Raw genomic sequence first — 23,523 nt, 5'->3', positions numbered from 1 at the left:
GCATCGGAGGCGGCGCCGGTGACCCAGGGCGAAGTCGGTCGCCGGCGGGTGGCCTCCGAACCGTCCCCCACCCGGCGCGCGCTGGGCCGGGTCGCGCTCGTGCTGTTGGTGCTGCTGTGCGGGCTGACGCTGCTCGGCGGCTATCTGAACAAGGCGCGGTGCGCCGGGCCGCAGTTCGACCAGTGGGGCCGCAGCCAGCCCGACTACAAGGAGCGCACCGAGCGGGACGCCTGCTACTCGGACATCCAGCACCTGTGGATCGGCCGGGACATCGACCGGCACGTCTTTCCCTACATCGGTGGGCGGATCAGCCCGGACGGCGAGCTGTCCGGCGGCGCGATCGAGTACCCGGTGCTCACCGGCCTGCTGATCTGGGTGGGCGCGAACCGGGTGCACACCGACGCCGGGTTCCTGCTCGTCTCGGCGCTGCTGCTGGCGCCGTTCGGCCTGCTCACCGCGTGGCTGCTGGGCCGGATGTCGGGTTGGCGGGCGTTGCTGTGGGCGGTCGGGCCGCCGCTGGTGCTGTACGCGTTCCACAACTGGGATCTGCCGGTGGTGGCCTGCGCGGTGGCCGCCGGCTACGTGGTGCACCGCGGCTGGGGCCGGCGGGGCGCGGACCGGCCGCTGGTCCAGCGCGCGACGGCGGCCTCGGTGCTGCTGGCCGTCGGGTTCTGCCTGAAGCTGTACCCGGCGATCTTCGTGCCGCCGCTGGTGCTGTACGTGGCCACCGGCGGTGCCGGGGGCCGGGAGTTGCCGGCCGGTCGCCGCTACGACCTCGTGGGCGCGGTGCGGGTGGCGGCGGCCGCGGTGGTCACCGCCGTGCTGATCAATCTGCCGTTCGCACTGCTCGGCGGGCAGGGGTGGCTGGCGTCGTTCGACTTCCAGCGGACCCGCCGGGTGGACATCACCACGAACTCGATCTGGTTCTGGGGTCTCCGGCCTTACTCGGACCCGAGCAACCTGCCGTTCCAGCAGGCCATCGGCGTGGTATCGGCGGTCGCCGTCGCCGGGTCGTTCCTGCTGGCGTGCGCGCTGGGCTGGCGGCGGTACCGGCGGGAGGGCAGCTACCCGTGGATCCAGGTGTCCGCCGCGATGCTGTGCGGCTTCCTGCTGCTGTACAAGGTCCACTCGCCGCAGTACACGCTGTGGCTGGTGCCGATGTTCGTGCTGCTCCGCATCCGGCTCGGCTGGGTGATCGGCTACCTCCTCGCCGACGCGGCGATGGGCATCGGCATCTTCCGCTGGTACTGGGAGATCGAGTTCGGCCGGCCGTCCGGGATCTACGACAGTTTCGCCGCGCAGGCCGTGGTGATCGGCGTATGGGGCAGGGCCGCGCTGCTCGCCGGGTTGTTCTTCGCCTTCCTGGCCGCTCGGAGCACGGTCGAGCGGGACCGGCCGGTCCCGCCGGGCGTGGTCAACGCGTAGCCGCCACCGGGGTCAGGCCGGAACGGCGGCGGGCCGGCGGGCGCGACCGAGGACCACGCGGTCCGGCGCGCCGTCCAGCACACCGCCGGCCGGGTCGTCGTCACCGGCCCGGCGCACCGGGTCCCCCTCCGGGCGGTAGATGTCCCGCAGCACCAGCACGGCCAGCAGCACCACGAACGCGTCCCGCACCAGCACCGTGCCGAGGAAGTAGTCCTCCGGCAGACCCTTGTTGTTGACGCCGAGGTAGTAGAACATCCGCGGCACCCAGACCAGCGCGTCCACGGTCATCCAGGCGAGCAGCACCTTCCACCGCGGCACGGCCAGTACCGCAAGCGGCACCAGCCACAGCGAGTACTGCGGGCTCCACACCTTGTTGGTCAGCAGGAACGCGGCGACCAACAGGAAGCCGAGCTGGGCGAACCGGGGTCGGCTCGGCGCGGAGAGGGCGACCCAGGCGATGCCGGCGCAGCAGGCCAGGAACAGCGCGGCGCTCACCGTGTTGAGCATGGTGGGCGCCTGACCCGGTCCGAGCGTGCCGTCGAAACCGCGCCAGCCGGTGAAGTAGGACAGCGCGTTGTACAGCGAGTCCGGGTCGGCGCCGCGCACCGTGTTCAACCGGAAGAACTCCCGCCAGCCGGCCGGGTAGAGCAGCGCGATCGGCAGGTTCACTGCGGCCCAGGCGATCGCCGCGGTCAGCGTGGCACGCAGCGCGGCGGGCAACCGCCCGGCGCGCAACGCGAGCAGCAGCAGCGGGCCGAGCAGGAACAGCGGGTACAGCTTGGTCGCCCCGCCCAGCCCGATCAGCACGCCGGCCAGCACGGGTTTCTTCCTGGCCCAGGCCAGCATCCCGGCGGTGGCCAGCGCGGTGGCCAGTGTGTCGAAGTTGGTGAAAGCCTGGTCGATGACCAGCGGGGAGACCGCCACGATCGCCGCGTCCCAGATCCGGCGCCTGGCGATCCTGGCCACCGCCCAGGTGGTCACCAGCCAGGCCAGCGCCAGCCAGAACGCGGTGATGTCGAAGTAGGCGACCACGGTCATGCTGCCGGGCAGCCAGCCGTACGAGGCGATGGTCTGCCAGCCCTGCGCCAGCTTGGCGTTGAACCACTGGAACAGCCCGGTGATCACCGGGTACTCCATGTAGCGCACCTGCGCCTGCGGCGTGCCCGGGTTGTCCACCCACGAGGTGCGGTACGGGAAGGTGCTCGGCCGGTCCAGCCGCTCCGCGGTGTAGAGCGGCACCGTGTCCGAGTAGCACATGGCCACGTACTGCTTGCTGCCCCGCCAGTCCAACTGCTGCACGCCGTTGTCGTCGGTGTAGGTCTGGACGCACGGCGCCTTCTGGAACCAGCCCAGCGCGAGTGTGATCAGGGCGAGCAGCAGCACCACGCGCAGCGGCGTCCAGAACCACTGCCGGCCCACGGCGGCGTGCCGGCCCAGCGGTCCGCCGACGAGCCGGCTGGCCTGCCTGGCCAGCGGCTCGGTCCAGGTCGGGACAACCCGGTCGGACGGTCCGAGCGAGTCGGTGTCGCCGGGACCGGGCGGGGCCGGGCTGGTCGCTTTGGTCTGCGCGGTGCTGGACACGCGGCGGATGCTACGGGTATCCGGGTCAACCCGAGGTCAGGCATCCTCCGCGCCGGCGTGCGCTGCCCCGGACGGGTGCCATGCCGGCGGCCCGGCGCGCTCCCGCTCGGCGGCCAGCCGGAGCGTCGGCTGGCCGCCGGCGAGCGTCATCTCGTCGGTTTCCTACCCGCCGTTGTCGGTGTCCTTGCGCCGGTGCTTCCGGTCCGGCTCGAACAGGCAGAACAGGTTGAACGGGTTGTCGCACTCGGCCTGCTGGTTACGGTCCCCCTGGTTCTGCTTGTCCTGCTCGTTCGTCGACCTGCCCTGCTTGATGGCGGTGGCGACGTCCTGGTACTGGCCGATCGGGCTGGCCTTCGGGAAGCGCTCGACCTTTGTCCCGGCCAGGTAGGTGTTCATGAACGCCTGCCAGATATGGCCGGGCAGCCCGCTGCCGAAAATGGTCTTTCCGCTGGAGTCCATGATCGGTTCGGCCCGGTCCGTGCCGACCCAGGCCGCCGCGGAGATCGACGGTGTGTAGCCCACCATCCACGCCTTGGCGTTCAGATCGGTGTCGTTGAACTGCTGCGTGCCGGTCTTGCCCGCGCACGGCCGGCTGTTGGTGCAGCCGATGTTCGACGCGCCCGGGATCGGCAGCAGCGTCTCGGTGACGTTGCGGGCGATGTTCGCGCTGTGCGCCTGGTCGTTCTGGTCGAAGGCGGACACCGCCTGGATGGCCGTCTGGTAGACGACGTTGCCGCGGGAGTCCTCGGCCTTGGCGACGAAGTGCGGGGCGCGCCGCACACCGTCGGCGGCGAACGTGGCGTAGGCGGACGCCATGTCGAACGGCCGCACCTGGGTCCGGCCGCCGCCGATGGCGATGTTCGCGTCCGGGGCGCCGCCGTTCTCACCGACCAGCGTCCTGGCGTCCCCGATGGTCTCCGGGATGCCGGCCTGGTGCGCCGCGTTGGCCACCGCCTGGGTGCCGGTCACGTTCATCACCATGTCCATGAACACGGTGTTGATCGAGCGGCGCATCGCCTCCCGCACCCCGCACGGGAACGGGCACTGCACGTTCTCCGAGTTGCGGATCGGCTTGGCCAGCCCGGCGAAGGTGCGCGGTGAGCTGCCGTCGTACGCCTCGCCGATGCCGTGGCCCTTCTCCAGCGCGGCGACCAGGTCGAACGGCTTGAACGACGAGCCGGGTTCCTGCGGCTGCATCGCGTAGTCGATGCCGGTGCCGGTCATGCTGCCGACGTAGGCCCTCACCCCGCCGGTGCGCGGGTCCACGGCCACCAGCGCCTGCCGGAGGTTGTCCGGCTGCCCGTTCATCACGTCGGTCACGGCCTTCTTGGCCGACTGCTGCGCCTTGCGGTCGATCGTGGTGAAGATCTTCATGCCCTGATGCTGCACCTGGTCTTCGGGGATGCCGCGCTGGTCGAGTTCGGCCATCACCCGGTCCTGGATCAGCCGATCCGGGCCCTGCAGCGTCTTCGGCTTGGTCAGCTCGCGCGGTAGCGGTTGGGGGAAGCTGGCGGACTGCCGCTCGGTCGGGCTCAGCCAGCCGTTCTTCACCATCTGGTCCATCACGAAGTTCCACCGCCGCTCGGCGAACGCCTGGTCGGTGTCGGACGGCCGCTGGATCATGCCGGCGATCATCGCGGCCTGCTCCGCGGTGAGGTGCTGGACGTCGGTGCCGTAGTAGGCGTGCGCCGCCGCCTGGATGCCGTTGGCGCCCCGACCGAAGTAGATGGTGTTCAGGTAGGCGGTCAGGATGTCCTGCTTGGACTGCTGGTTGTTCATCTTGTACGCCTTGACGACCTCGAAGAACTTGCGGGTCAGCGTGTGCTGGTCGTTCGAGGTGGCGTTCTTGATGTACTGCTGGGTGATCGTGGACCCGCCGCCGGTGCCGCCGCTGAGGTTGTTGAACGCGGCGCGCGCGATGCCGGCGATGTCGAATCCGGGGTTGGTCTCGAAGGTGGCGTCCTCCGCGGCCAGCACGGCGTGCCGCACCTGCTCCGGGACGTCCTGGTACCGCACGAGGGTCCGGTCGCCACCGTCCGGGATGATCTTCGTCATCTCGGTGCCGTCCGCGTAGTACAGCGTGACGACCTGGTTCTGGGAGGCAGCGACCTCCGCCGGCGACGGCACGTCGACGAACTGGTAGGCGATGACGAAGGCGGCGATCGGGCCGAGGATGCCCGCCGCCGCGAGCACGTAGCTGGCGCGGCGAATCCGCCGCCATAACCGCCGGCGGTGGGCCTCCCGCTGCTGGAGCACCCATGGCGCCGGACCCCCGTACGGCGGCTCGACGGCGTCCCGCCAGTACGGCTGTCTCCCCCGTGGTCTGTTCTGTCCCATGCGCATCTGTGTGGGCCTCCCAGACCGGCGACCCGCTGCGGGCCACCGTTCGGTGGTCGGAGCGTGTTGGCCGGGACACGCCAGGCACCGGACGGACCGCTCCGCCCGGTCGTGTCCCGCCCCCCGACGGTTGGCCCCGCAGAGGCCGCCATGCCACGTTACCGCGATCATCGGCGCAGGTGTTGTTTCCGCAGGTCGCTGGCCCTCGATGCCGGCTCGTGCGGCGCTGCTCTCCGCATTGCGAGCGCTGTGGCTCGACAAAGAGAGGGCCCGGCACGCACAGGGTGTGCCGGGCCGCTCGAGCCGGGTCAGGCTAGCCACTGGGTGGATCGCTGGTTGCTCCCGGCTGTGGTTGGGCGCCGAAGGGATTGGTCGACGTGGTGGTCGGCGGCTCCGTCGTCGGGCAGCCGAACAGGCCGCAGTGCGGTGGCCTGGACTTCGTGGGCCTGCTGGTCTCGGTCTGCGACGACGTCTCCGAACTGGTGGTCGGCGGCGTCGACTCGGGCGTCGACGACGGCGGCGGAGGCGCCTCCGTCGGGTGGCCGCTGAAGTTGCTGTTCGTGCCCAGCGGCACGAACGGCGGGAACTGCTCGATCTTGGTGCCCTTCAGGTAGTTGTTCATGAACAACTGCCAGATGTAGCTGGGCTCCTCGCGGCCGTAGATGTCGTAGTTGTGGCTGGGCCCGATGGTGTTGCGGTAGTTGCCGAAGATGGGCCCCGGCTTGTCCTTGTTGCCGACCCAGACCGCCGCGGCCACCGAGGGGGTGTAGCCGGCCATCCACGCCGCCATGTTGTGCCCGGTGTCCTTGTTGTCCAGCTTGAACTGGACGGTGCCGGTCTTGGCGGCCACCGGCCGACCGTTGTCCAGCGGGACGCCGCTGTGCTGGGCCACGTCGAGCATCGCCTCGGTGACGTTGCGGGCCAGCTTGGCGTTGTGGTCGGGATCGCTCGGGTCGAACGCCGGCTGCGGCGCCGGGGCCGGCGCCTGGTACATGACGTTGCCGGTGCTGTCCTCCACCTTGTTCACGAAGTGCTCGGTGGTCTTCATCCCGTTGTTGGCGAGGGTGGCGTAGGCCGCCGCCATGTCCATCGGGCGCACCGGGTACTGGCCGATCGAGATGCCGGCCTCGACCCCGGCGGGCCTACCCGCGTCGTCCACCGTGAGCAGGCTCGGGAACGACGTGTTCCGCGCGGGGTCGCGGATCTTCTCCGGAATGCCCGCCTGTAGCGCGGCATCACGCACCTTGGCGGTTCCGGTGTCCGCGCCCATCTTGTAGAACACGGTGTTCACCGACTCGGTCATCGCGGTCTTCACCGTGCATAGTGGACCGCAGGTCTCGCCGTCGGAGTTGTGCACGGTCTGGCCAAGGATCTGCTGGTTGTCGCTGCCGTCGTACAGCGAGTTGATCCCGACCTGCGGGTTGTTCTCCATCGCCGCGAGGAACACGAACGGCTTGAACGACGAACCCGGCGGCTGCGGCAGCGTGGCCAGGTCGTAGTAGCCCGGGTCGTCCCCGCCGTACCAGGCGATGATCCCGCCGGTCCTCGGGTTCACCGCGGTCAGCGCGGTGGCCAGGCTCGGCGTCTTGGCGTCCGCGGCCATCACCTGGCGTGCGGCGTCTTCCGCCGCCTTCTGCGCCTTCGGGTCGATCGTGGTGTAGACCTTCGCGCCGTTGAGTTGTACCTGGTCCCAGGTGAGGTGCCTGCTGTCCAGCTCGGCCTCGATCTGGTTCTTGATCAACCGTGCCGGTCCGGAAAGCTGGCTGGCCCGGGACTGGGACTGCGGGATCGGGGTGGGCAGCGTCGCCGACTGCCGCTCGGCCGGGTCGACCCAGCGGTTCTTGGCCATCTGGTCCATCACGTAGTTCCACCGCGTCTGCACGTAGTCGCGGTTCTCGGAACGACCCGGTGCCTGGATGAGCCCGGCGAGGTAGGCAGCCTCCTCCGGGCTGAGCTGGCCGACGTCCTTCTTGAAGTACGTCTGGGCGGCCGCCTGGATGCCGTACGCGCCCCGGCCGAGGTAGATCGTGTTCAGATAAGCCGTGATGATGTCCTCTTTGGACTGTTGCTGGCTCATCTTGTAGGCCTTGACGACCTCGAAGAACTTTCGCGTGATCGTGTGCTGGTCGTTGCCGGTGGCCTGCTTGATGTACTGCTGGGTGATCCCGGAACCACCGCTGGCGCCGCCGGTGGCCTGGATCCACACCGCCCGCACGATCGACTTCATGTCGAAGCCGTGGTTGGAGGGGTCCTCGAAGCTGGCGTCCTCCGCGGCCTCGACGGCGTGCCGCACCTGGTCCGGGATCTGCTCGTACTTGACCAGGACGCGGGCGCCGCCCTCGGGGTTGATCTTCCCCATCTCCTGGCCGTTGGCGTAGTACAGCGTGACGACCTGCTGCTGCTTCGCCGCGACCTCCTGCGGGTCGGGCACGGAGACGAACTGGTACGCCACGACGAAGCCGATGATCGGGCCGAGGATGCCCGCGGCGGCAAGGACGTAGCAGGTGCGGCGTACCCGCCGCCAGATCTTCTTGCGCCGCAACCGCTGTTCCTCGTCCGGGTCGAGATCGCCGTCGTCGAGGCCGGCCGCTAACCCGGCGTCGTGCTCGGGGCCGAAGGCGTCAGCGTGGGTGAGCAGCGCCGGTTCGGGCTGGTGCCTCGGGTCGATCGTCTCGGTCGCCGGCTCCACCAGTTCGGTGGGCGCGTCGTCGGGGTGGTACCCGGGCGGCGGTCCACCGGGCCCGGGCGGGCGGCCGCTTCCGGGTGGGCCGCTGCCCGCGGGTGGTCGGCCGCCGCGCGGCATACCGCCGGGCGTGCCCGGGCCACCGTGCGGGTTCCTGCCCGCGGGGCCGCCGGGTGGCGGTGCGACGGGACCGCGGGGTGGCCCGCCCTGGCCGGGGAACCCGCCGGGCGGGGTGCCCGGGCCGGGCCGCTGCCCGCCGGCTGGCGGTCGGCCCCCCGCGCCGGGCGGTGGCGGTCCGGGGCGGCGCGGCGGTCCACCCTGGCCCGGGAACCCGCCGGGCGGGGTGTGCGGGCGTGGTGGCGGACCGGCCGGTGGTGGCCCAGCACCGCCGCGCAGCCGCCCGCCGACGTCACCGGTTGCTGCTTCGTCGTCGTCCGTGGTCGGCCAGAGGCTGGTGCGCTCGTCGGCATGCGGTGGTCCCGGCCGGCGTCTCGGTCCGGCTCCCTCGGCGAGGTCGGGGTCGTCTCCCGTCGGCCACTGCGGCTCGCCGCCACGGTGTCGGTCGTCATGCTGATCGTTCACGAGTTGGCCTCCCAGACCGGCACCATACGAGGTCGCGGTTCGGTGGTCGTACGCCGCATGATGACGGGTGCGCGGCGCTCGTGGTCTACAGCCCGCTCACTCCGCCGCGGTTCTCCGGCGCGCACGCAGGCCACGCGTGCCGAGGACGTAGGACCGCACCAGGTGGTTCCAGCTGCACGTGCGGCACACCTCGACGACGTACACCGTGAACTCCTCGAAGAGACCGGCCATGCGGGCGAGTTCCTCGGGGTTGCGGGCCGACCCGGACGCGTGTTTCAGCTCGTCGCCATAGACCCACGACACGAGGGTGAGCTGTTCCTTACGGCATACCGGGCAGGTCACCTCGCTCGGCTCGCCATGGAACTTCGCGGCTCGCAGGAGGTACGGGCTGGCGTCGCAGACCTCCATCGTCCCGACCCGGCCCGAGTAGACCTCCGCGAGCAGCGCCCTGCGCCGCAACGCGTAGTCCACCACCTGCCGTTGGGTCCGCACGCCACCAGGGTACGTGGCGGCCCAGGCGGCACCATGGGCCGTTCAGGGCAGGGTGGTCTCGGACGGGGCAACAGCCGGTGGAACGCCGTGTGACCGGTGGCTGCGGATGTATCGGAGCGATATAGTGAGTCGAGGCATCGGCGCTGGAACGGCGGGAGGTGACCCGTGCTGGAGCTCGCCGTTCTCGGCCTATTGCACGAGGCGCCCATGCACGGCTACGAGCTGCGGAAGCGGCTGCACGACCTGCTCGGCGCGTTCCGCGCGTTCTCCTACGGCTCGCTGTACCCGACGCTCCGCCGGTTGCAACGGGCCGGTTGGATCATGGAGGACGTGCCGGACGAGGAGGAGGTGGACGTGCGCCCCGCGCGGGCGTGGGGGCGCAGGGCGAGGCGGGTCTACAAGCTGACCGCCGAGGGCAAGGAGCGGTTCGCCGCCCTGGTCGCCGACGTGGGCCCGCAGACGTGGGATGACGACGCGTTCGGCGTCCACATGGCGTTCTTCTCCCGCACCCCGGCCGAGGTCAGGATGCGCATCCTGGAGGGCCGCCGGCGGCGGGTGGAGGAGCGCCGGGAGGGGCTGCGCGCCGCGCTGGCCAGGGCCGGCGAGCAGATCGACCGGTACACCAGGGAGCTGCACCGGATGGGCTTGGAGAGCACCGACCGCGAGGTGCGCTGGCTGAACGAGCTGATCGCCCACGAGCAGGCCGAGCAACGCCAGCGGGAGACCTAGGCGGCCGCCGGTCACGGCGGGGTGCCGCGGGCGGGGGGATTGCGGGGGGAGCAACGTCACGGCAGAACGAGAAGGAGGACCCGGCATGGGCGGAAACCGCCGGAGCGTTCGGGTAGCGATCGTGGGCGTCGGCAACTGCGCGGCATCGTTGGTGCAGGGCGTCCACTACTACCGCGCCGCCGACCCCAACTCGCGCGTGCCCGGTCTGATGCACGTGCGGTTCGGCGACTACCACGTGGGGGACATCGAGTTCGTCGCCGCGTTCGACGTGGACGCGAAGAAGATCGGCCGCGACCTGTCCGAGGCGATCGTGGCCAGCGAGAACAACACGATCAAGATCAGTGACGTGCCGCCGCTCGGGGTCACCGTGCAGCGCGGGCACACCCTCGACGGCCTGGGCCGGTACTACCGGGAGACGATCGAGGAGTCCGACGAGGAACCGGTGGACGTGGTCCGGGCGCTGCGTGAGGCCCGGGCCGACGTGCTCGTCTCCTACCTGCCGGTGGGCTCCGAGGAGGCCGACCGGTTCTACGCGCAGTGCGCCGTCGACGCCGGCGTGGCGTTCGTGAACGCGCTGCCGGTGTTCATCGCCTCCGATCCGGTGTGGGCGGAGAAGTTCCGCGCGGCCGGCGTGCCGATCGTGGGCGACGACATCAAGTCGCAGGTCGGCGCGACCATCACGCACCGGGTGCTGGCCCGGCTGTTCGAGGACCGCGGCGTGGTGTTGGACCGCACCATGCAGCTCAACGTCGGCGGCAACATGGACTTCAAGAACATGCTCGAACGCGAGCGCCTGGAGTCCAAGAAGGTCTCCAAGACCCAGTCGGTGACCTCGCAGGTGGACCACGACCTCGGCGCCCGTAATGTCCACATCGGACCGTCGGACTACGTGGAGTGGCTGGACGACCGGAAGTGGGCCTACGTGCGCCTGGAGGGCAGGGCCTTCGGTGACGTGCCGCTGAACCTGGAGTACAAGCTCGAGGTGTGGGACTCGCCCAACTCGGCGGGCATCATCATCGACGCGATCCGGGCGGCGAAGATCGCCAAGGATCGCGGCATCGGCGGCCCGATCCTCTCCGCGTCCTCGTACTTCATGAAGTCCCCACCCGAGCAGTACCACGACTCCGTGGCCAGGGACCGGGTCGAGGCGTTCATCCGGGGCGAGCTGGACCGGTAGCCGTCGCGGTGTCTCCGGCGCAACGGCGCGCCGGAGATCACCATGACGCGCCCGTCCCCGCGCTGGGAGAGTGGGCCCCATGCGAATCCTGATCCCGTTACCGGACCGGGACTTCGACGTCACCGAGGTCTCGGTGCCCTGGCGGCTGCTGCGGGACGCCGGCCATGAGGTGGTGTTCGCCACCGAGCGCGGCGGCCGGGCGCCCGAGGCGGACCCCCGCCTGCTCACCGGGGTGATCTTCGGTCAACTCGGCGCGGACCCCGAACCCAAGGAGTTCTACCGGCAGCTCACCGGCGCGCCCGAGTACCGCTCGCCGATTCCCTGGCAGGAGATCACGCCCACCGACTTCGACGGGCTGCTGCTGCCCGGCGGGCACGCCCCCGGCATGCGGCAGTACCTGGACGGCGCCGTACTGCGGGAGAAGGTGGCCGCCTACTGGCCGCTGGGCCGCCCGGTCGGCGCCATCTGCCACGGCGTGATCGTGCTCGCCCGCACGATGGACCCGGCGACCGGGCGGAGCGTGATCGCCGAGCGGCGCACCACCTGCCTGCCCAAGTACCTGGAGCGTGCCGCCTACTACCTCACCGCATGGCGGCTCGGCCGGTACTACCGCACCTACCCCGCCTACGTGGAGGACGAGGTCAAGGCGGCGCTGGACGACCCGGCGCGGTTCGAGCGCGGCCCGATCGGTCTGGCCAGGGGCACCGCCACGGACGACGGGCCGGCCTTCGTGGTGCGGGACGGCAACTACCTGTCCGCCCGCTGGCCCGGCGACGCCTACCTGTTCGCCCGCCGGTTCGAGGCCATGCTCGCCGGACGCTAACCGGGAAGCGAGCGCAGCGCCGCGGGCACCTCACCCACCCCGCCCAGCACGGCCGCGGCCCGCGCCAGCACGTCCTCATCCGGCGGGAAGTGCGGGTTCGGCACGGCCAACACGGTCATACCGGCGGCGAGCGCGGCGCGCAGCCCGTTGGTGGAGTCCTCGACGGCGGCGCAGTCCGCGGCCGGCACGCCGAGGCGGCCGGTCGCCTCCAGGTACACGTCCGGTGCGGGCTTGCCGGCGCCGACCTCCTCGCTGGACACCGCGGCGCGCACCACGCCGGCCAGCCCGGTGCCGTCCAGGAAGGAGCGGATCAGCACCGGCGGCGAGGACGTGGCGATGGCCACCGGATAGTCCTCGGCCACGGCACGCACCGCGTCGACGGCGTCCGGCAGCAGCGGCGGGCCCTCGGCGTAGCGGTCCGCCATCCGGCCGATGACCAGCTTCGCCGCCGCGCCCGGGTCGAGCCGGGCGCCGAGCACGTCGACCAGGTAGCGCGCCCACTCCGGGGTGCTCATGCCGAGCATCGCGGCGGTGGCCTCCTCGGTCCAGGCGCCGCCGTGCTCGGCGACCACCTGGCGCCGCACGGCGTCCCACACCTGCTCCGAGTCGACCAGCACGCCGTCCAGGTCGAACACCACCGCCGCGAGGTCCGCCATACCGGCACGGTACCGGTGTGAGCGAACCGAATTAGCAGTAGCCAACTAAACTGTTAGCATAGCTAATAAAAAGCCGCGCTGATCCACGTGAAACCAACGGCTTCTGCCGCTGGCTGGGCGGCGCCCTGGCCGCGACCCTGGTCGGCCACGTCGCCGGCTGGCTCGGCTGGGTGCACTCGCCGTTCGTGGTGGCGGCCCTGCTGTGCCTGGTCGCCCCGGCGCCGCTGGCCAGCGGCCGCCGCCGGCCAGCGGCGCCGGGTGCCGGTCGAGGCCGTGCTGGTCGGCGAGGAACTCTGATCCCGTTCCTGTGCGAGCCACGATCACGTTCCGGAACGGGCACCGGCGAGCTATCGCGGCGGACCGGGGTGCCGACCGGCGAGCGCTCCGCCCGGCCGGTTTACCGTCACCCCATGAGCAACCGGCCCCTGGCACTCGTCACCGGCGCCTCCCGCGGCATCGGCGCCGCCGTCGCCCACGCCCTGGCGCCAACCCACGACCTGCTTCTCGGCGGCCGGGACGAGGCGGCGCTCGCTCGGGTCGCCGAGCCGCTGCCCGCCGCCCGGCCGTGGGTGGCCGAACTCACCGATCCGGAGGCGCTTCGCGCGGCCACGGCCGGGATCGACCGGCTGGACGTCCTGGTGCACAGCGCCGGGGTGGCCGACATCGGCCCGCTGGCGGACACCTCCGTCGAGGTCTGGCGCCGCACGCTGGAGGTCAACGTCGTTGCGGTGGCCGAACTGACCCGGCTGCTGCTGCCCGCGCTGCGCGCCGCCCGGGGGCACGTGGTGCTGGTCAACTCCGGTGCGGGGCTGCGCGCCAACCCGGGCTGGGGGGTGTACGCGGCGAGCAAGTTCGCCCTGCGTGCCTACGCCGACGTGCTGCGCGCCGAGGAGGCCGCGCACGGGGTGCGGGTGACCTCGGTGCATCCGGGACGGGTGGCCACCGACATGCAGCGGGCGGTGCGGGCCCGCGAGGGCGGCGAGTTCGAACCGCAGAAGTACCTGCGGCCGGAGTCGGTGGCCGCCGCCGTGCTCTCCGCGGTGACCGTCACGCCGGACGCCCACCTCACCGAGATCATGGTCCGGCCCCTCGGCGGCTGACCACTGACAGCCTGTTCGGAAGCCGGCGGGACCCGCGCTGTCGAGGACAGGAACGCGCCAGGGCGAAGCCCCCACGAGCGCGGAGGCGGGACGACCGCGCGCGGAGGGTCGGCTCCGCGCGGTGCCGCGTCCCGCCGACGCGATCACGGTGCGCGTTCCGGAACCGGCGCTGCGGGCCGGCCGCCGGCGTCAGCCGTGCAGGCGGGCGGAGACCGCGCGAACCGCGGCCTGGGCCCCGGCCCGGTCCACCCGGGTCGACTCGCCGTCGGCCACCACCTGCTCGCCGGCCACCCACACGTCACGCACCAGCCGGGACCCGGCCGCCCAGATCAGGTTGGCCAGCACCTGGTCGTCCGGCACCGCCAGGCCGGTGGCGAACGCCGGATCGTCCACGGCCACGTGCACGATGTCCGCCCACCGGCCCGGTTCCAGCGCACCGATGTCGTCACGGCCCAGGGCGTCCGCGCTGCCCCGGGTGGCCAGCAGCAGCGCCTGCGCCGCGGTCAGCGCGGAGGAGTCCGCAGTGGACAGCCGGGCGAGCAGCGCGGCGAGCCTGGCCTCCTCCAGCACGTCCAGGTCGTCGTTGCTGGCCGGGCCGTCGGTGCCCAGCCCGACCGGGATGCCGGCGCGCAGCAGGTCGACCAGCCGGGCGGTGCCGGACGCCAGCTTGGCGTTCGACCCTGGGCAGTGCGCCACGCCCACCCCCTTGGCGGCGAGCAGCGCGATGTCCTCGTCGTCGAGGTGCACGGCGTGCGCCATGGCCACCCGGCCGTCCAGCACGCCGAGGTGGTCCAGCATGCGCGGCACCGAGCCGTGCGCGGCGCGCTGCTCGGCGTCCTCCTCGGCGTGCTCGGCGACGTGGATGTGCACGAGCGCGTCGCGCCGCTGCGCCTCCTCGCCGACCAGGGCGAGCGCCTCGGGCGGCAGCGCGTACGCGGAGTGCGGGCCGTAGCAGAGTTCGATCCGGTGGGCCGGGCCGAGGAACCGGCCGTCCGCGTCGATCCACGCGGACTGCTCGTCCACCAGCTTCCGCCAGTCCCAGCCGGGCACGTCCAGGATGCCGGCGGCGAACAGCATCCGGGAGCCGGCGGCCAGCACGGCCTCCGCCATGTGCTCGCCGTGGAAGTACATCTCGGTGCTGGTGGTCACCCCGTGGCGGAGCATCTCCACGCTGCCCAGCAACATGCCCGCGCCGATGTCCTCGGGCCGCAGCTTCGCCTCCGCCGGCCAGATCGCCTCCCGCAGCCAGCGCGGCAGCGGCAGGTCGCTGCCGATGCCGCGCAGCGGCGTCATCGGGGTATGCGCGTGCGCGTTCACCAGGCCGGGCAGCAGTATCCCGGAGCAGCGCCGCACCGGGGTGCCCTCCGGCGCTTCCGGTGCCTCCGTAGCCGGGCCGCAGTACGCGATCCGACCGTCGGCGACCACGTCCACCACCGCGTCCCGCAGCACCGAGCAATCCGGGTCGCAGGGCAGCACGATCGGAGCATGCAGGCGGAGGTGAGGCGCGGCCGGGCTCATGGCCGCGATCCTGCCAGGCCACCCCGGCCCGCATCGAGGCGCCGGGCGGATGGCGATGGTCGCCACACGTGGCGGCGCGGGCGTCGCGGTCAGGACCGCGGGTTGGTGGTCGTACTCGGCACGCAGTTCGCCAGATCCACCACGGTCTCCCCCTGCGGGTTGCGGCGGATCCGCACGTCGCAGCCCAGGACGCTGCCGACCTGGGGGTGCGGCGGCACGGCGTCCGCCCCGGCCAGCGTGGCTGACACCACGTCCAGCGGCGTCCCGGAAGGCACGTCCGTGCCGGACAGCCCGCCGACCCGCACGGTGGACAGCGTGCGGACCCGCATGACCGCACTCGACGTCCAGGCCTCCACCCGCACGGCGACCCGCGCGGTCCGGGTGGGCGGTGCGCTGTAGGACTCCAGCGCGGACAGCGCCACCGCGCACCCGACACCGAGCAGCGCCAGGCAGCCGGCAAGCGTCAACGCGTTACGTACTGCCGAGGTCACCCCGTTCACCGCACCCTTCCGCCGCTCGGGCCGACCGGCCGCCCACACATGGGTGGTTTGCGAACAAATGCCACTATGCGCCTCGTGCGGTATATGTGGTCATCAACCGATTGGCCGGAAAAGCCCGTCCCGGTCGTCATCGCGGGTGGGAAAGACCTGGTCAGGTGGTACGACGCGGATCGTTCGCCGGGCTGGCGACGCGTCATCCGGGAGGGTGATGCCCAGGTCGGCGAAACGCCCCCGCAGGCCGATGCCGGATGACCCGGTGCGGGGCGAGTCTGGAGCCAACCGGGCGCGCCGCGATGGCCGCGCCCCGGCGGTAGCACCGCGGTCGCGTGCCGGCTCGCGGAGCGGAAACGGGAGGGGATGACGATGGTCGCCACGGTGCTGGGCTGGTCCGGCGTGTCCCTGGGACTGCTGATGCTGGTGCTGATGGCCGCCTCCGACGCTCTGGTCGATGCGCCGCCGACCCACCGGGACCGGTCGGACGCGCCAGCCACGGTCGGCGAGCGGCTTTCGCCGGCCGCGTGAGCGGTCCGCGGCCCGCCAGGTGCGCCCCGGATCGGGGTCAGGACGCCCGGCCAGCTCCGGCGCGGCGGCTGGTGAGCAGCACCAGCCGGCCGGACGGCTCGGTCAGCTCCTCCGGCCGCTGCGGTGGCACGCCGAACCGCGGCGGGCCACCGAACCGGGACCGCTGCGCGCTCTGCGGATCGAGCCGGAACGCCGGGCGCCGCAACCCCGGGCGGCGGGAGCGCAGCCAGGCCAGCCGGTGCATGGCCTCGGCGTAGTGGTCGGTGATGGTCACCTGGGCGGCGTCGAAGGAGTGCAGCACCGCGCGGTTGATCTCCACCGTCGCCCGGTCCCGCCACAGGGTCCGCTCGGTGGAGGTGTCCAGGCCGAGCCGCTCGGCCACCTCCCTGGCCAGCCCGTACGCCGCCTCGTCGGCCAGGCTGCGGGAACCGATCTCGGAGCCGACGAACCACCGGTTGAACGGCGCCGCCGGGTAGGTCACCCCGCCGATCACCAGCTTCATGTGACTGACCACCGGAACCGTGTGCCAGCGCAGGCCGAGCCGTGCGAACCAGGGCAGCTCGGGATGCGTCAGCGGCACCTGCCGCACCACGTCACCGGGGACGCGGAACAGCCGGGGACCCTCGTGCGCGGTCTCCACGACCAGCGGCAACACGTCGAAGGCGGTGGGCTGCGCCAGCGGCTGCCAGCCAAGCCTGCGGACCGTCTCGGTGAGCGCGACGTACCGCCCGTCCCCCAGCACCCGCCCGGACCCGTCCCGGTAGCCGGCGTAGCAGATCAGCTGCTCGTTCCACACGCACGGCCCCGGCGCGCCGGGCACGTCCGGGGCGAACACGGTGACCAGCGGGCGGATCTGGCCGCCCCCGCCGGCGATGCGCAGGTGTTCCACGCACTCGCTGGCCACCGCCCGCGCGTCCCGTACCCCGCGCAGGTCACGGATGGTCAGCCTGCGCCAGGGCAGCACGTTGGTACACCAACCACTGTCGCGGAGCGCCACCCGGGCGCCGTAGGCCAGCTCCTCCCGGGTATGCCAGTACGTACCGGTGCCGGCGATCTCGGCGCGGACCTGGGCGAGCCGGGCCTCGACCGGCCCCGCATCCGGGTGCGCCTCGTGGAACATGCGGACGAACTCTTCGGCCGCCGCGAGGTCAACGGGCGGAACGGAAACGCGTTGGGGACCTACTGCCGGTGTCAACACCTCGTTGGCCTCGACCGGGTGCCTGGACGGCTTGATTACCTGGTCGGGTGCTGTTGGCGAGCGGGATCCGGGCCGCTCAGGCCGCGCGGCGGAACAGCAGATCCCGCACCGCCCGGCCCTCCTCGTGCGCCCGGCCCTCGAACTTCGTCACCGGACGCCATTCCGGCCGCGGCGCCCAGCCCCCGGGCTCGTCGCCGAAGACGTTGTGCAGCGCCGGTTCCGCCGAGCACACGGCCATCATCTGCTCCGCGTAGTCGGCCCAGTCGGTGGCCAGGTGCAGCAGGCCGCCGGGGGCGAGCCGGGAGGCGATCAGCGACACCAGCGGCGGCTGCACCAGCCGGCGCTTGTGGTGCCGCTTCTTCGGCCACGGGTCCGGGAAGAAGATCCGCACCGTGGCCAGGGAGTCCGGCGGGAGATGGTCGCGCAGCAGATCCACCGCGTCGCCGCGCAGGCACCGCAGGTTGTGCACGCCGAGCTTCTCCGCGCGCAGCAGCAACTGGGCCAGCCCGGGGGTGTAGACCTCGACGGCGAGGTAGTTGACCTCCGGCTCCGCCGCGGCGAGCTGGGCCGTGGTCTCGCCCATGCCCGAGCCGATCTCCAGCACCACCGGCGCCTCGCGGCCGAACCACGCGGGCAGGTCCAGCGGACCGGGCGGAAGATCGTACACCTCCCGCCCCAGCCTCGGCCAGTGCGTGTCCCAGGCGCGCTGCTGGCCGGTGGTCATCCGCTCGCCACGCCGGACGTAGCTGACGACGGTGCGGTGGTGCCGTGGACGGTGCTCGGTCGGTGTCATCGGGTGTGCTGCTCCTCCCACTCCCGATGACTGTGCCTCACTCCGATGTCGGGGCTGTTCGGTGGGTCCTGCTGGGTTGGCGGGTGTGCCTGCTACGCGAGGGATACCGAGGCACGGGTCAGGGCAGCGCGATGGCCTCCAACTCGTCGAGTTGGGCGGCCAGGTCGGGTACGCCATCCATGGGCACCACGGCCTGCACCGCACCTTCCCGGTGCGCCGGCAACACGTCGATCCAGCCGGGGTGGCGGTGGGTCAGTACCACGGTGGTGGGCACGCCGACGCCGTGTGCGGTCGTCTCCGAGGGCACGAACTCCCAGTAGCCGTCCTCGCCGGCGCCGGTCCACGGCACGTACACCCACCCCGGCCGGTTGGCCAGCAGCGTGGCCACGTCGTCCTCGACCTCGAAGCCGGCCTCCCGGGAGGCCAGCAGACCGTCGTGCAGCGCGCGCAGCCACCACGGTGCCGGCGCGTCCGGCTCGGTGGCCAGCACGGCTCGGTACAGCGCGAGCACTCTGGCTTCCGGGGCACGGTGGATCCACGCCTGCCGGATGCCTGCCGGGGTGGTGGCGGCGTCCACGTGGGGCAGTTCCACGGCGTGCGACCATTCCAGCCCGGCCAGCGGCTCGACGCGCAGCGTGTCGTCATCGGTGGACCACGTGGGCCAGGAGAACGCCGTGGCCAGGGCACGGGACGGATCGGATGTCGGGATGTTCGGCAGACCAAGTGTGGGCCCGGTCATTGCCGCACCACCTCCTCGTCGACCCCGGCGGCCGACGCCACGGCGGTGGCGAAACACGTCCGGACGCCCCGGGGGACCGGTCGGTGAACCGGTACTCGGTAGGAACGCGGGGAACGCCGGAACAACACCGCATGTGACCGCGGCGGCGCCCCACGGTTGGTTTGGTTCCTTTTTACCGTCGTGCGATGCCCGAACAGGGCCTTGTTCACGATGTTTTCACAAGGTTATTACGTTCCGGCGTGACCGCCTGTGACGTGCGCTACAGGGGCTCAGGCGTCGCGCCGTTCCACCACCACGAGGGCCACGCCGAGCAGCGCCAGTGCCACCCCGCCGAAGTAGAGCAGGCCACCCCACGGCCCGTACGGTGCCGATCCGGCCGCGTCGAAGCCCAGCCCGGCCTCCAGGAACACCCGCGAGGCGTAGAACGGCATCCAGTGCACGATCGCCGGCCCGGCGCCGGGGACGGCCGCGATCAGGCTCTCGGCGAGCAGCGTGTAGATGAACAGGATGGTGATCGCTCCCGCCGTCTGCCGGACCAGCACACCGACCGCGACCGCGATCACCGAGGCGAACAGGTACACCAGGCCGACCCCGGCGACGGATCGCCACTCGGCCGGCGTGTTCAGCGTCAGGTCCACGTCCGGCCTGATCAGGCACGCGACGCCCCACGAGGCGAACGCGGTGGCCTCGCCGACCGCGCCGGACACCGCGGCGACCACCGCGGTCTTGGCGACCAGCACCGCCCACCGGCGCGGCACGGCCTGGAACGCGGTGCGCATCGTGCCGAACCGGTACTCGCCGGTCACCGCGACCACGCCGAGCACCATCAGCACGGCCATGCCGAACCGGTAGCCATCCTGGGTGGCCGGCACGGTGAGGGAGAGGAAGTCGCCGGACTCCGTCGCGTACATCGCCGCGAAGCACACCGGCAGCGCGAACCCGAGCAGCGCGCACCACCACGGCGACCGGGTGGAGAACAGCTTGATCCGCTCGGTGTTCAGCAGCGTGACCGGCATCAGCATCGAAAAACCACTCCGGTCATCGCCGTACCCGACACCACGGCCCCTCCGTCGCGTTCGTGCGTCCACGAGTCACCAGGTCATCCTGCCTGCCGCGGCCGGTGACCCGCCGGCGGCCCGGGCCGAAGTTGAGAACGGCGGACTCCCCCGGCGCGGGCCCGGTCGGCAACGGGCCTCGGTGCCAGTGCGGGCCCGGGCCGCCCCCGTCACGGCCCGGGCCCGCTTCCCCGGTCCGGGCCTGCCGACCGCCACCGGTCCGGCCGCCCGCGGCTGGTCAGGCGTCCCGCCGCTCCGCCGTGACCACGGCGACGATCAGCACCGCCACCGCCACGCCCGCGAAGTAACCGAGCCCGCCCCACGGCCCGTAGGGCATCGGCGTCTGCTGCGCCCCGCCGGTGCCGAGCGAAGCCTGGCCGGAGGTGAGGAAGTGGTTGGCCGCGTTGAACGGCATCCACTTGCGCACGTCGGTGCCGATCTTGGGAATCAGCCCGACCAGGTTCTCCACCAGCAGCGCCCACACCAGCAGGATGCTCACCGCGCCCGCGGTCTGCCGGACCAGCGTGCCGACGCCCACGGCGAGCACCGCGCCGGTCGCGTAGACCAGCCCGACGCCGGCCACCGTCCGCCAGTCGTTCGCGTGGCGCAGCGCCAGGTCGGCGGATGGCCTGACCGCCTTGGCCATGCCCCAGGAGGCGAACGCGGTGGCCTCGCCGACCAGTCCGGAGACCACGGCCACCACGGCGGTCTTGGCGGCCAGCACCGCCCACCGGGGCGGCAGGGCCTGGAACGTGGTGCGGATGGTGCCGAACCGGTACTCGGTGGTGATCGCCAGCGCGGCCATCACCATGATCACCATCAGGCCGAACTGGTAGCCGGCCTGAGTGCCGCCGATGGTGAGTGGGAACTGGTCCGAGGACTCCCCGGCGATCAGCCCGGACAGCCCGACGGTGAGCCCGAGGGCAAGCAGCATGCACCACCACGGCGACCGGGTGGAGAACAGCTTGATGCGTTCGACGGCGAGCAGCGTCATGGGAGTCACCGCCCCGCCGCCAGCAGATCGCTGTCCTCGGCGCCGGCGGGCTGCGCGGCGTACTCCACGGCGTCGCCGGTCAGTTGCATGAACGCCTCCTCCAGCGAACCGCGCTGGGGGCTGAGCTCGTGCAGCACCACCTGGTGCGCGGCGGCCGCCTCACCGATCTGCTCGCCGGTCGCGCCGGTCACCAGGAGCGCCCCGTCCGGCTGGTCCGCCACGCCGCAGCCCTGCTGGGTCAGTACCGCACGCAGCCGCTCGGCCTGCGGCGTCCGCACCAGCACCGTGGCCTTGGTGGCGCGTTCGATGAACTCGGCGGTGGTGGTCTGGCTGATCAGCCTGCCCCTGCCGATGACGATGAGGTCGTCCGCGGTGTTGGCCATCTCGGAAAGCAGGTGGCTGGAGACGAACACGGTGCGGCCATCGGCGGCGAGGTTCTTCAGCAGCGTGCGGATCCAGTGGATGCCTTCCGGGTCCAGGCCGTTGGCGGGTTCGTCGAAGAGCAGGACCTCCGGGTCGCCGAGCAGCGCGGCGGCGATGCCAAGGCGCTGGGACATGCCCAGGGAGTAGCCGCCGGCGCGCTTGCCGGCCACGGCGCTGAGCCCGACGAGGTCGAGGACCTCGTCGATGCGGCTGGTGGGGATGCCGCCGGCGACGGCCAGCCAGTGCAGGTGGGCGCGGGCGCTGCGGTTGGGATGGACCCAGCGAGGGTCGAGCAGGGCGCCCACCGCGCGCAGCGGGTGGCTGAGTTGGCGGTAGGGGCGGCCGTTGATGTGGATCGCGCCGGAAGTGGGGTGGTCCAGGCCCAGGGCCAGCCGCATGGTGGTGGACTTGCCGGCGCCGTTGGGGCCGAGGAAGCCGGTGACGCGCCCGGGCCGGACCGTGAAGGAGAGGTCGTCCACGGCCAGGGTGCGGCCGTAGCGCTTGGTCAGCCCCGACGCCTCGATCACGACGACTCCCCGGCCAGCGTGCGGCTGCGCGGCCGCGGCAGCGCCACGGCGGTCCGGTACCCGGCTTCCGGCGCTCCGGCGGCGCCGCGGCGTGACATGGTCATGGCAAAGCTCCTCGTCGGCAGGTTGCTCGCTGGTTGACGCTGCCCGGCGGCCCGCCCGACATGGGCACCCTGCCAGAGCGTCCCGGCCGGACACATCCGCCCCCGGTCGGCTCCGTGGCAGCGACTCCAGTCGTACCGTGCCTCATCCTCGGGGTGGAGCACATCCGGGAGATCACCCACTTCGGTGTGGTGTACCCCGTCCGGGTCGCGGTGGATGAGGGCGGGCGGTGACACGGCCGTTGGGGGGCGACGGAGCGTGTCACCGCCCGCGAGGGGCCGGCCTGCGCAGCGGGGGGCCCTGCGCGGCCGGCCGGATCCGGGGTGCCGGCGCCGGTCCGGACGGCTTACGGCGCGCGGTCACGGCGTGCGGACTCACGGTGACTGTTCCACAAAGATCACAACAAGGCCACCCAGGGCAAACTGGACTACCGATCAGCTACTTCGTTCGGCGTAGCCGGCGCGTCCGGATCCCGCATTTCGTGTGTATCGCGTCACCCATAGGTGAACGCTTCGTTTCCGGAACAAGTGCGGGCAGCGTAGCCCGCGCCGGACCGGGAGGTTCACCCATGGACGTGCGAACGTTACGGCGGACGCCGCGATCGTTATGTGGCCCGGGATGGCACCGGCTCGCCCGGATGATCGTGGCACTGGTCGCCGCGATCGGGCTGGCCGGCGCGACCGAGGGCATGGCCTCGGCCGACGAGGCGTCCACCAAGTCCGGCCCGCCGCAGCCGAACATCGTCGCGGCGGCGCTGTACGCACTGGCTGACCCCACCATCTCGCCCCCGGGGGCGAACGACTGGTCCTGCCGGCCGAGCGCCGCACACCCGCGGCCGGTGGTCCTCTCCAACGGCACGGGGGCCAACGCCTATGACGACTGGGCCGGCCTGTCCGGCGTGCTGGCCCAGGACGGCTACTGCGTGTTCGTGCCGAACCTCGGCGGCCCGCCCGGATTCATGCTGCAGACGATCGGCAGGATCGAGGACACCGCGGCGGGGTTCGCCCAGTTCGTCGACCGGGTGCTCGCCGCCACCGGGGCGTCCACAGTGGACATCGTGGGGCACTCACAGGGCGGCATGATGCCGCGCTACTACATCAAGAACCTCGGTGGCGCCAGCAAGGTCCACTCGCTCATCGCGCTGGCCCCGTCCAACCACGGCACCACGCTGAACGGCCTGCTCAACGTGATCACCTCACTGCCGGGCGGATCGGCGATCCTCGGCATGGCCTGCGAGGCGTGCCTCGAGCAGCAGGCCGGATCGCCGTTCCTCACCCAGCTCAACTCCGGTGGCGAAACGCGTAGCGGGATCAACTACGTCACCATCGCTACCAAGCGCGACGAGATCGTCACGCCGTACACCTCGGCGTTCCTGGCCGACGCGCCGAACGTCGTGAACACCACGGTGCAGGCGTACTGCTGGCCCGACCTCACCGAGCACATCAACATCACCTACGACCCGGTGGCCATCCGGTTGGTGCGCAACGCGCTCGACCCGGCGCACGCGGTGCGACCGGGCTGCTGGGGCTGACGCCGAAGTGGGGTGGCGTGCCGGTCGCACCGCGTG

General features: G+C 72.0%; 20 protein-coding genes. 7 read left to right on the top strand and 13 right to left on the bottom strand.

The annotated features are described in order from the left end of the window. Positions 1-18: 18 nt before the first annotated feature. The gene (locus FFT21_RS12445; protein ID WP_371856779.1) at positions 19-1,425 is read left to right on the top strand and encodes a glycosyltransferase family 87 protein; all 1,407 of its coding nucleotides are present in this window, start codon (positions 19-21) and stop codon (positions 1,423-1,425) included. A gap of 12 nt (positions 1,426-1,437) precedes the next feature. On the opposite strand, the gene FFT21_RS12440 is transcribed toward FFT21_RS12445, so the two are convergent. From FFT21_RS12440 to FFT21_RS12425, 4 genes are all read right to left on the bottom strand, one after another. Beyond that, a complete protein-coding gene (locus FFT21_RS12440; protein WP_137813991.1) occupies positions 1,438-3,006 on the bottom strand; it encodes a glycosyltransferase family 87 protein in 1,569 nt (522 codons plus the stop codon). Between the two features lie 162 nt (positions 3,007-3,168). Continuing rightward, positions 3,169-5,343 (bottom strand): transglycosylase domain-containing protein, encoded by a 2,175-nt coding sequence (locus FFT21_RS12435; RefSeq protein ID WP_192909506.1) that lies wholly within the window; start codon positions 5,341-5,343, stop codon positions 3,169-3,171. Positions 5,344-5,656: 313 nt separating this feature from the next. Next, positions 5,657-8,146 carry a transglycosylase domain-containing protein gene (locus tag FFT21_RS12430; RefSeq protein WP_137813989.1) on the bottom strand — a complete coding sequence of 830 codons (2,490 nt, stop codon included), beginning with the start codon at positions 8,144-8,146 and terminating at the stop codon, positions 5,657-5,659. Positions 8,147-8,704: 558 nt separating this feature from the next. Continuing rightward, a complete protein-coding gene (locus FFT21_RS12425) occupies positions 8,705-9,100 on the bottom strand; it encodes a DUF5318 domain-containing protein (RefSeq protein ID WP_192909505.1) in 396 nt (131 codons plus the stop codon). Between the two features lie 165 nt (positions 9,101-9,265). Here FFT21_RS12425 and FFT21_RS12420 point away from each other — a divergent pair, with 165 nt between their 5' ends. The 3 genes from FFT21_RS12420 to FFT21_RS12410 all read left to right on the top strand — a co-directional run bounded on the left by FFT21_RS12420 (position 9,266) and on the right by FFT21_RS12410 (position 11,829). Continuing rightward, positions 9,266-9,829 carry a PadR family transcriptional regulator gene (locus tag FFT21_RS12420; RefSeq protein WP_137813988.1) on the top strand — a complete coding sequence of 188 codons (564 nt, stop codon included), beginning with the start codon at positions 9,266-9,268 and terminating at the stop codon, positions 9,827-9,829. Between the two features lie 85 nt (positions 9,830-9,914). After that, on the top strand, positions 9,915-11,006 hold the full coding sequence (locus FFT21_RS12415) for an inositol-3-phosphate synthase (RefSeq protein ID WP_137813987.1): 1,092 nt from the start codon (positions 9,915-9,917) through the stop codon (positions 11,004-11,006). Positions 11,007-11,085: 79 nt separating this feature from the next. Further along, entirely contained in the window at positions 11,086-11,829 is a 744-nt protein-coding gene (locus FFT21_RS12410; protein ID WP_137813986.1) for a type 1 glutamine amidotransferase domain-containing protein, read from the top strand. On the opposite strand, the gene FFT21_RS12405 is transcribed toward FFT21_RS12410, so the two are convergent. Further along, the gene (locus tag FFT21_RS12405; protein WP_137813985.1) at positions 11,826-12,485 is read right to left on the bottom strand and encodes an HAD family hydrolase; all 660 of its coding nucleotides are present in this window, start codon (positions 12,483-12,485) and stop codon (positions 11,826-11,828) included. The genes FFT21_RS12410 and FFT21_RS12405 overlap by 4 nt on opposite strands. 410 nt (positions 12,486-12,895) lie before the next feature. On the opposite strand from FFT21_RS12405, the gene FFT21_RS12400 reads away from it, so the two are divergent. Further along, positions 12,896-13,585 carry an SDR family oxidoreductase gene (locus tag FFT21_RS12400; RefSeq protein ID WP_137813984.1) on the top strand — a complete coding sequence of 230 codons (690 nt, stop codon included), beginning with the start codon at positions 12,896-12,898 and terminating at the stop codon, positions 13,583-13,585. A gap of 189 nt (positions 13,586-13,774) precedes the next feature. On the opposite strand, the gene FFT21_RS12395 is transcribed toward FFT21_RS12400, so the two are convergent. Then, positions 13,775-15,103, bottom strand: a complete 1,329-nt coding sequence (locus FFT21_RS12395) for an amidohydrolase family protein (protein ID WP_137813983.1) — start codon at positions 15,101-15,103, stop codon at positions 13,775-13,777. Positions 15,104-15,192: 89 nt separating this feature from the next. Further along, positions 15,193-15,594 carry a hypothetical protein gene (locus FFT21_RS12390; RefSeq protein WP_137813982.1) on the bottom strand — a complete coding sequence of 134 codons (402 nt, stop codon included), beginning with the start codon at positions 15,592-15,594 and terminating at the stop codon, positions 15,193-15,195. A 366-nt stretch (positions 15,595-15,960) separates the two neighbouring features. Here FFT21_RS12390 and FFT21_RS28840 point away from each other — a divergent pair, with 366 nt between their 5' ends. Next, positions 15,961-16,125, top strand: a complete 165-nt coding sequence (locus FFT21_RS28840; protein ID WP_153816553.1) for a hypothetical protein — start codon at positions 15,961-15,963, stop codon at positions 16,123-16,125. Positions 16,126-16,162: 37 nt separating this feature from the next. On the opposite strand, the gene FFT21_RS12385 is transcribed toward FFT21_RS28840, so the two are convergent. The 6 genes from FFT21_RS12385 to FFT21_RS12360 form a co-directional block, all read right to left on the bottom strand. After that, entirely contained in the window at positions 16,163-17,323 is a 1,161-nt protein-coding gene (locus FFT21_RS12385) for a nitric oxide synthase oxygenase (protein WP_225978342.1), read from the bottom strand. A 76-nt stretch (positions 17,324-17,399) separates the two neighbouring features. Then, entirely contained in the window at positions 17,400-18,116 is a 717-nt protein-coding gene (trmB, locus tag FFT21_RS12380; RefSeq protein WP_137813980.1) for a tRNA (guanosine(46)-N7)-methyltransferase TrmB, read from the bottom strand. A gap of 118 nt (positions 18,117-18,234) precedes the next feature. Then, positions 18,235-18,855, bottom strand: a complete 621-nt coding sequence (locus tag FFT21_RS12375) for a hypothetical protein (RefSeq protein WP_225978341.1) — start codon at positions 18,853-18,855, stop codon at positions 18,235-18,237. 269 nt (positions 18,856-19,124) lie between these two features. Continuing rightward, positions 19,125-19,877, bottom strand: coding sequence for a hypothetical protein (locus FFT21_RS12370; protein ID WP_225978340.1), 753 nt, complete (start codon positions 19,875-19,877; stop codon positions 19,125-19,127). Between the two features lie 271 nt (positions 19,878-20,148). Further along, positions 20,149-20,904: a hypothetical protein gene (locus FFT21_RS12365; RefSeq protein WP_137813979.1), complete on the bottom strand. Its 756-nt coding sequence runs from the start codon at positions 20,902-20,904 to the stop codon at positions 20,149-20,151. 5 nt (positions 20,905-20,909) lie between these two features. Continuing rightward, positions 20,910-21,854 carry an ABC transporter ATP-binding protein gene (locus tag FFT21_RS12360; RefSeq protein ID WP_137813978.1) on the bottom strand — a complete coding sequence of 315 codons (945 nt, stop codon included), beginning with the start codon at positions 21,852-21,854 and terminating at the stop codon, positions 20,910-20,912. Between the two features lie 739 nt (positions 21,855-22,593). Between FFT21_RS12360 and FFT21_RS12355 the strand changes: the two genes are divergently transcribed. Then, entirely contained in the window at positions 22,594-23,487 is an 894-nt protein-coding gene (locus tag FFT21_RS12355) for an esterase/lipase family protein (protein WP_137813977.1), read from the top strand. Positions 23,488-23,523 lie beyond the last annotated feature (36 nt).

Origin of the sequence: Gandjariella thermophila, assembly GCF_005405885.1 — a bacterium.
Classification (GTDB): Bacteria; Actinomycetota; Actinomycetes; order Mycobacteriales; family Pseudonocardiaceae; genus Gandjariella; species Gandjariella thermophila.
Note: the sequence above shows the minus strand (reverse complement) of the source record. Positions and strands in the feature narration are given on the sequence as shown.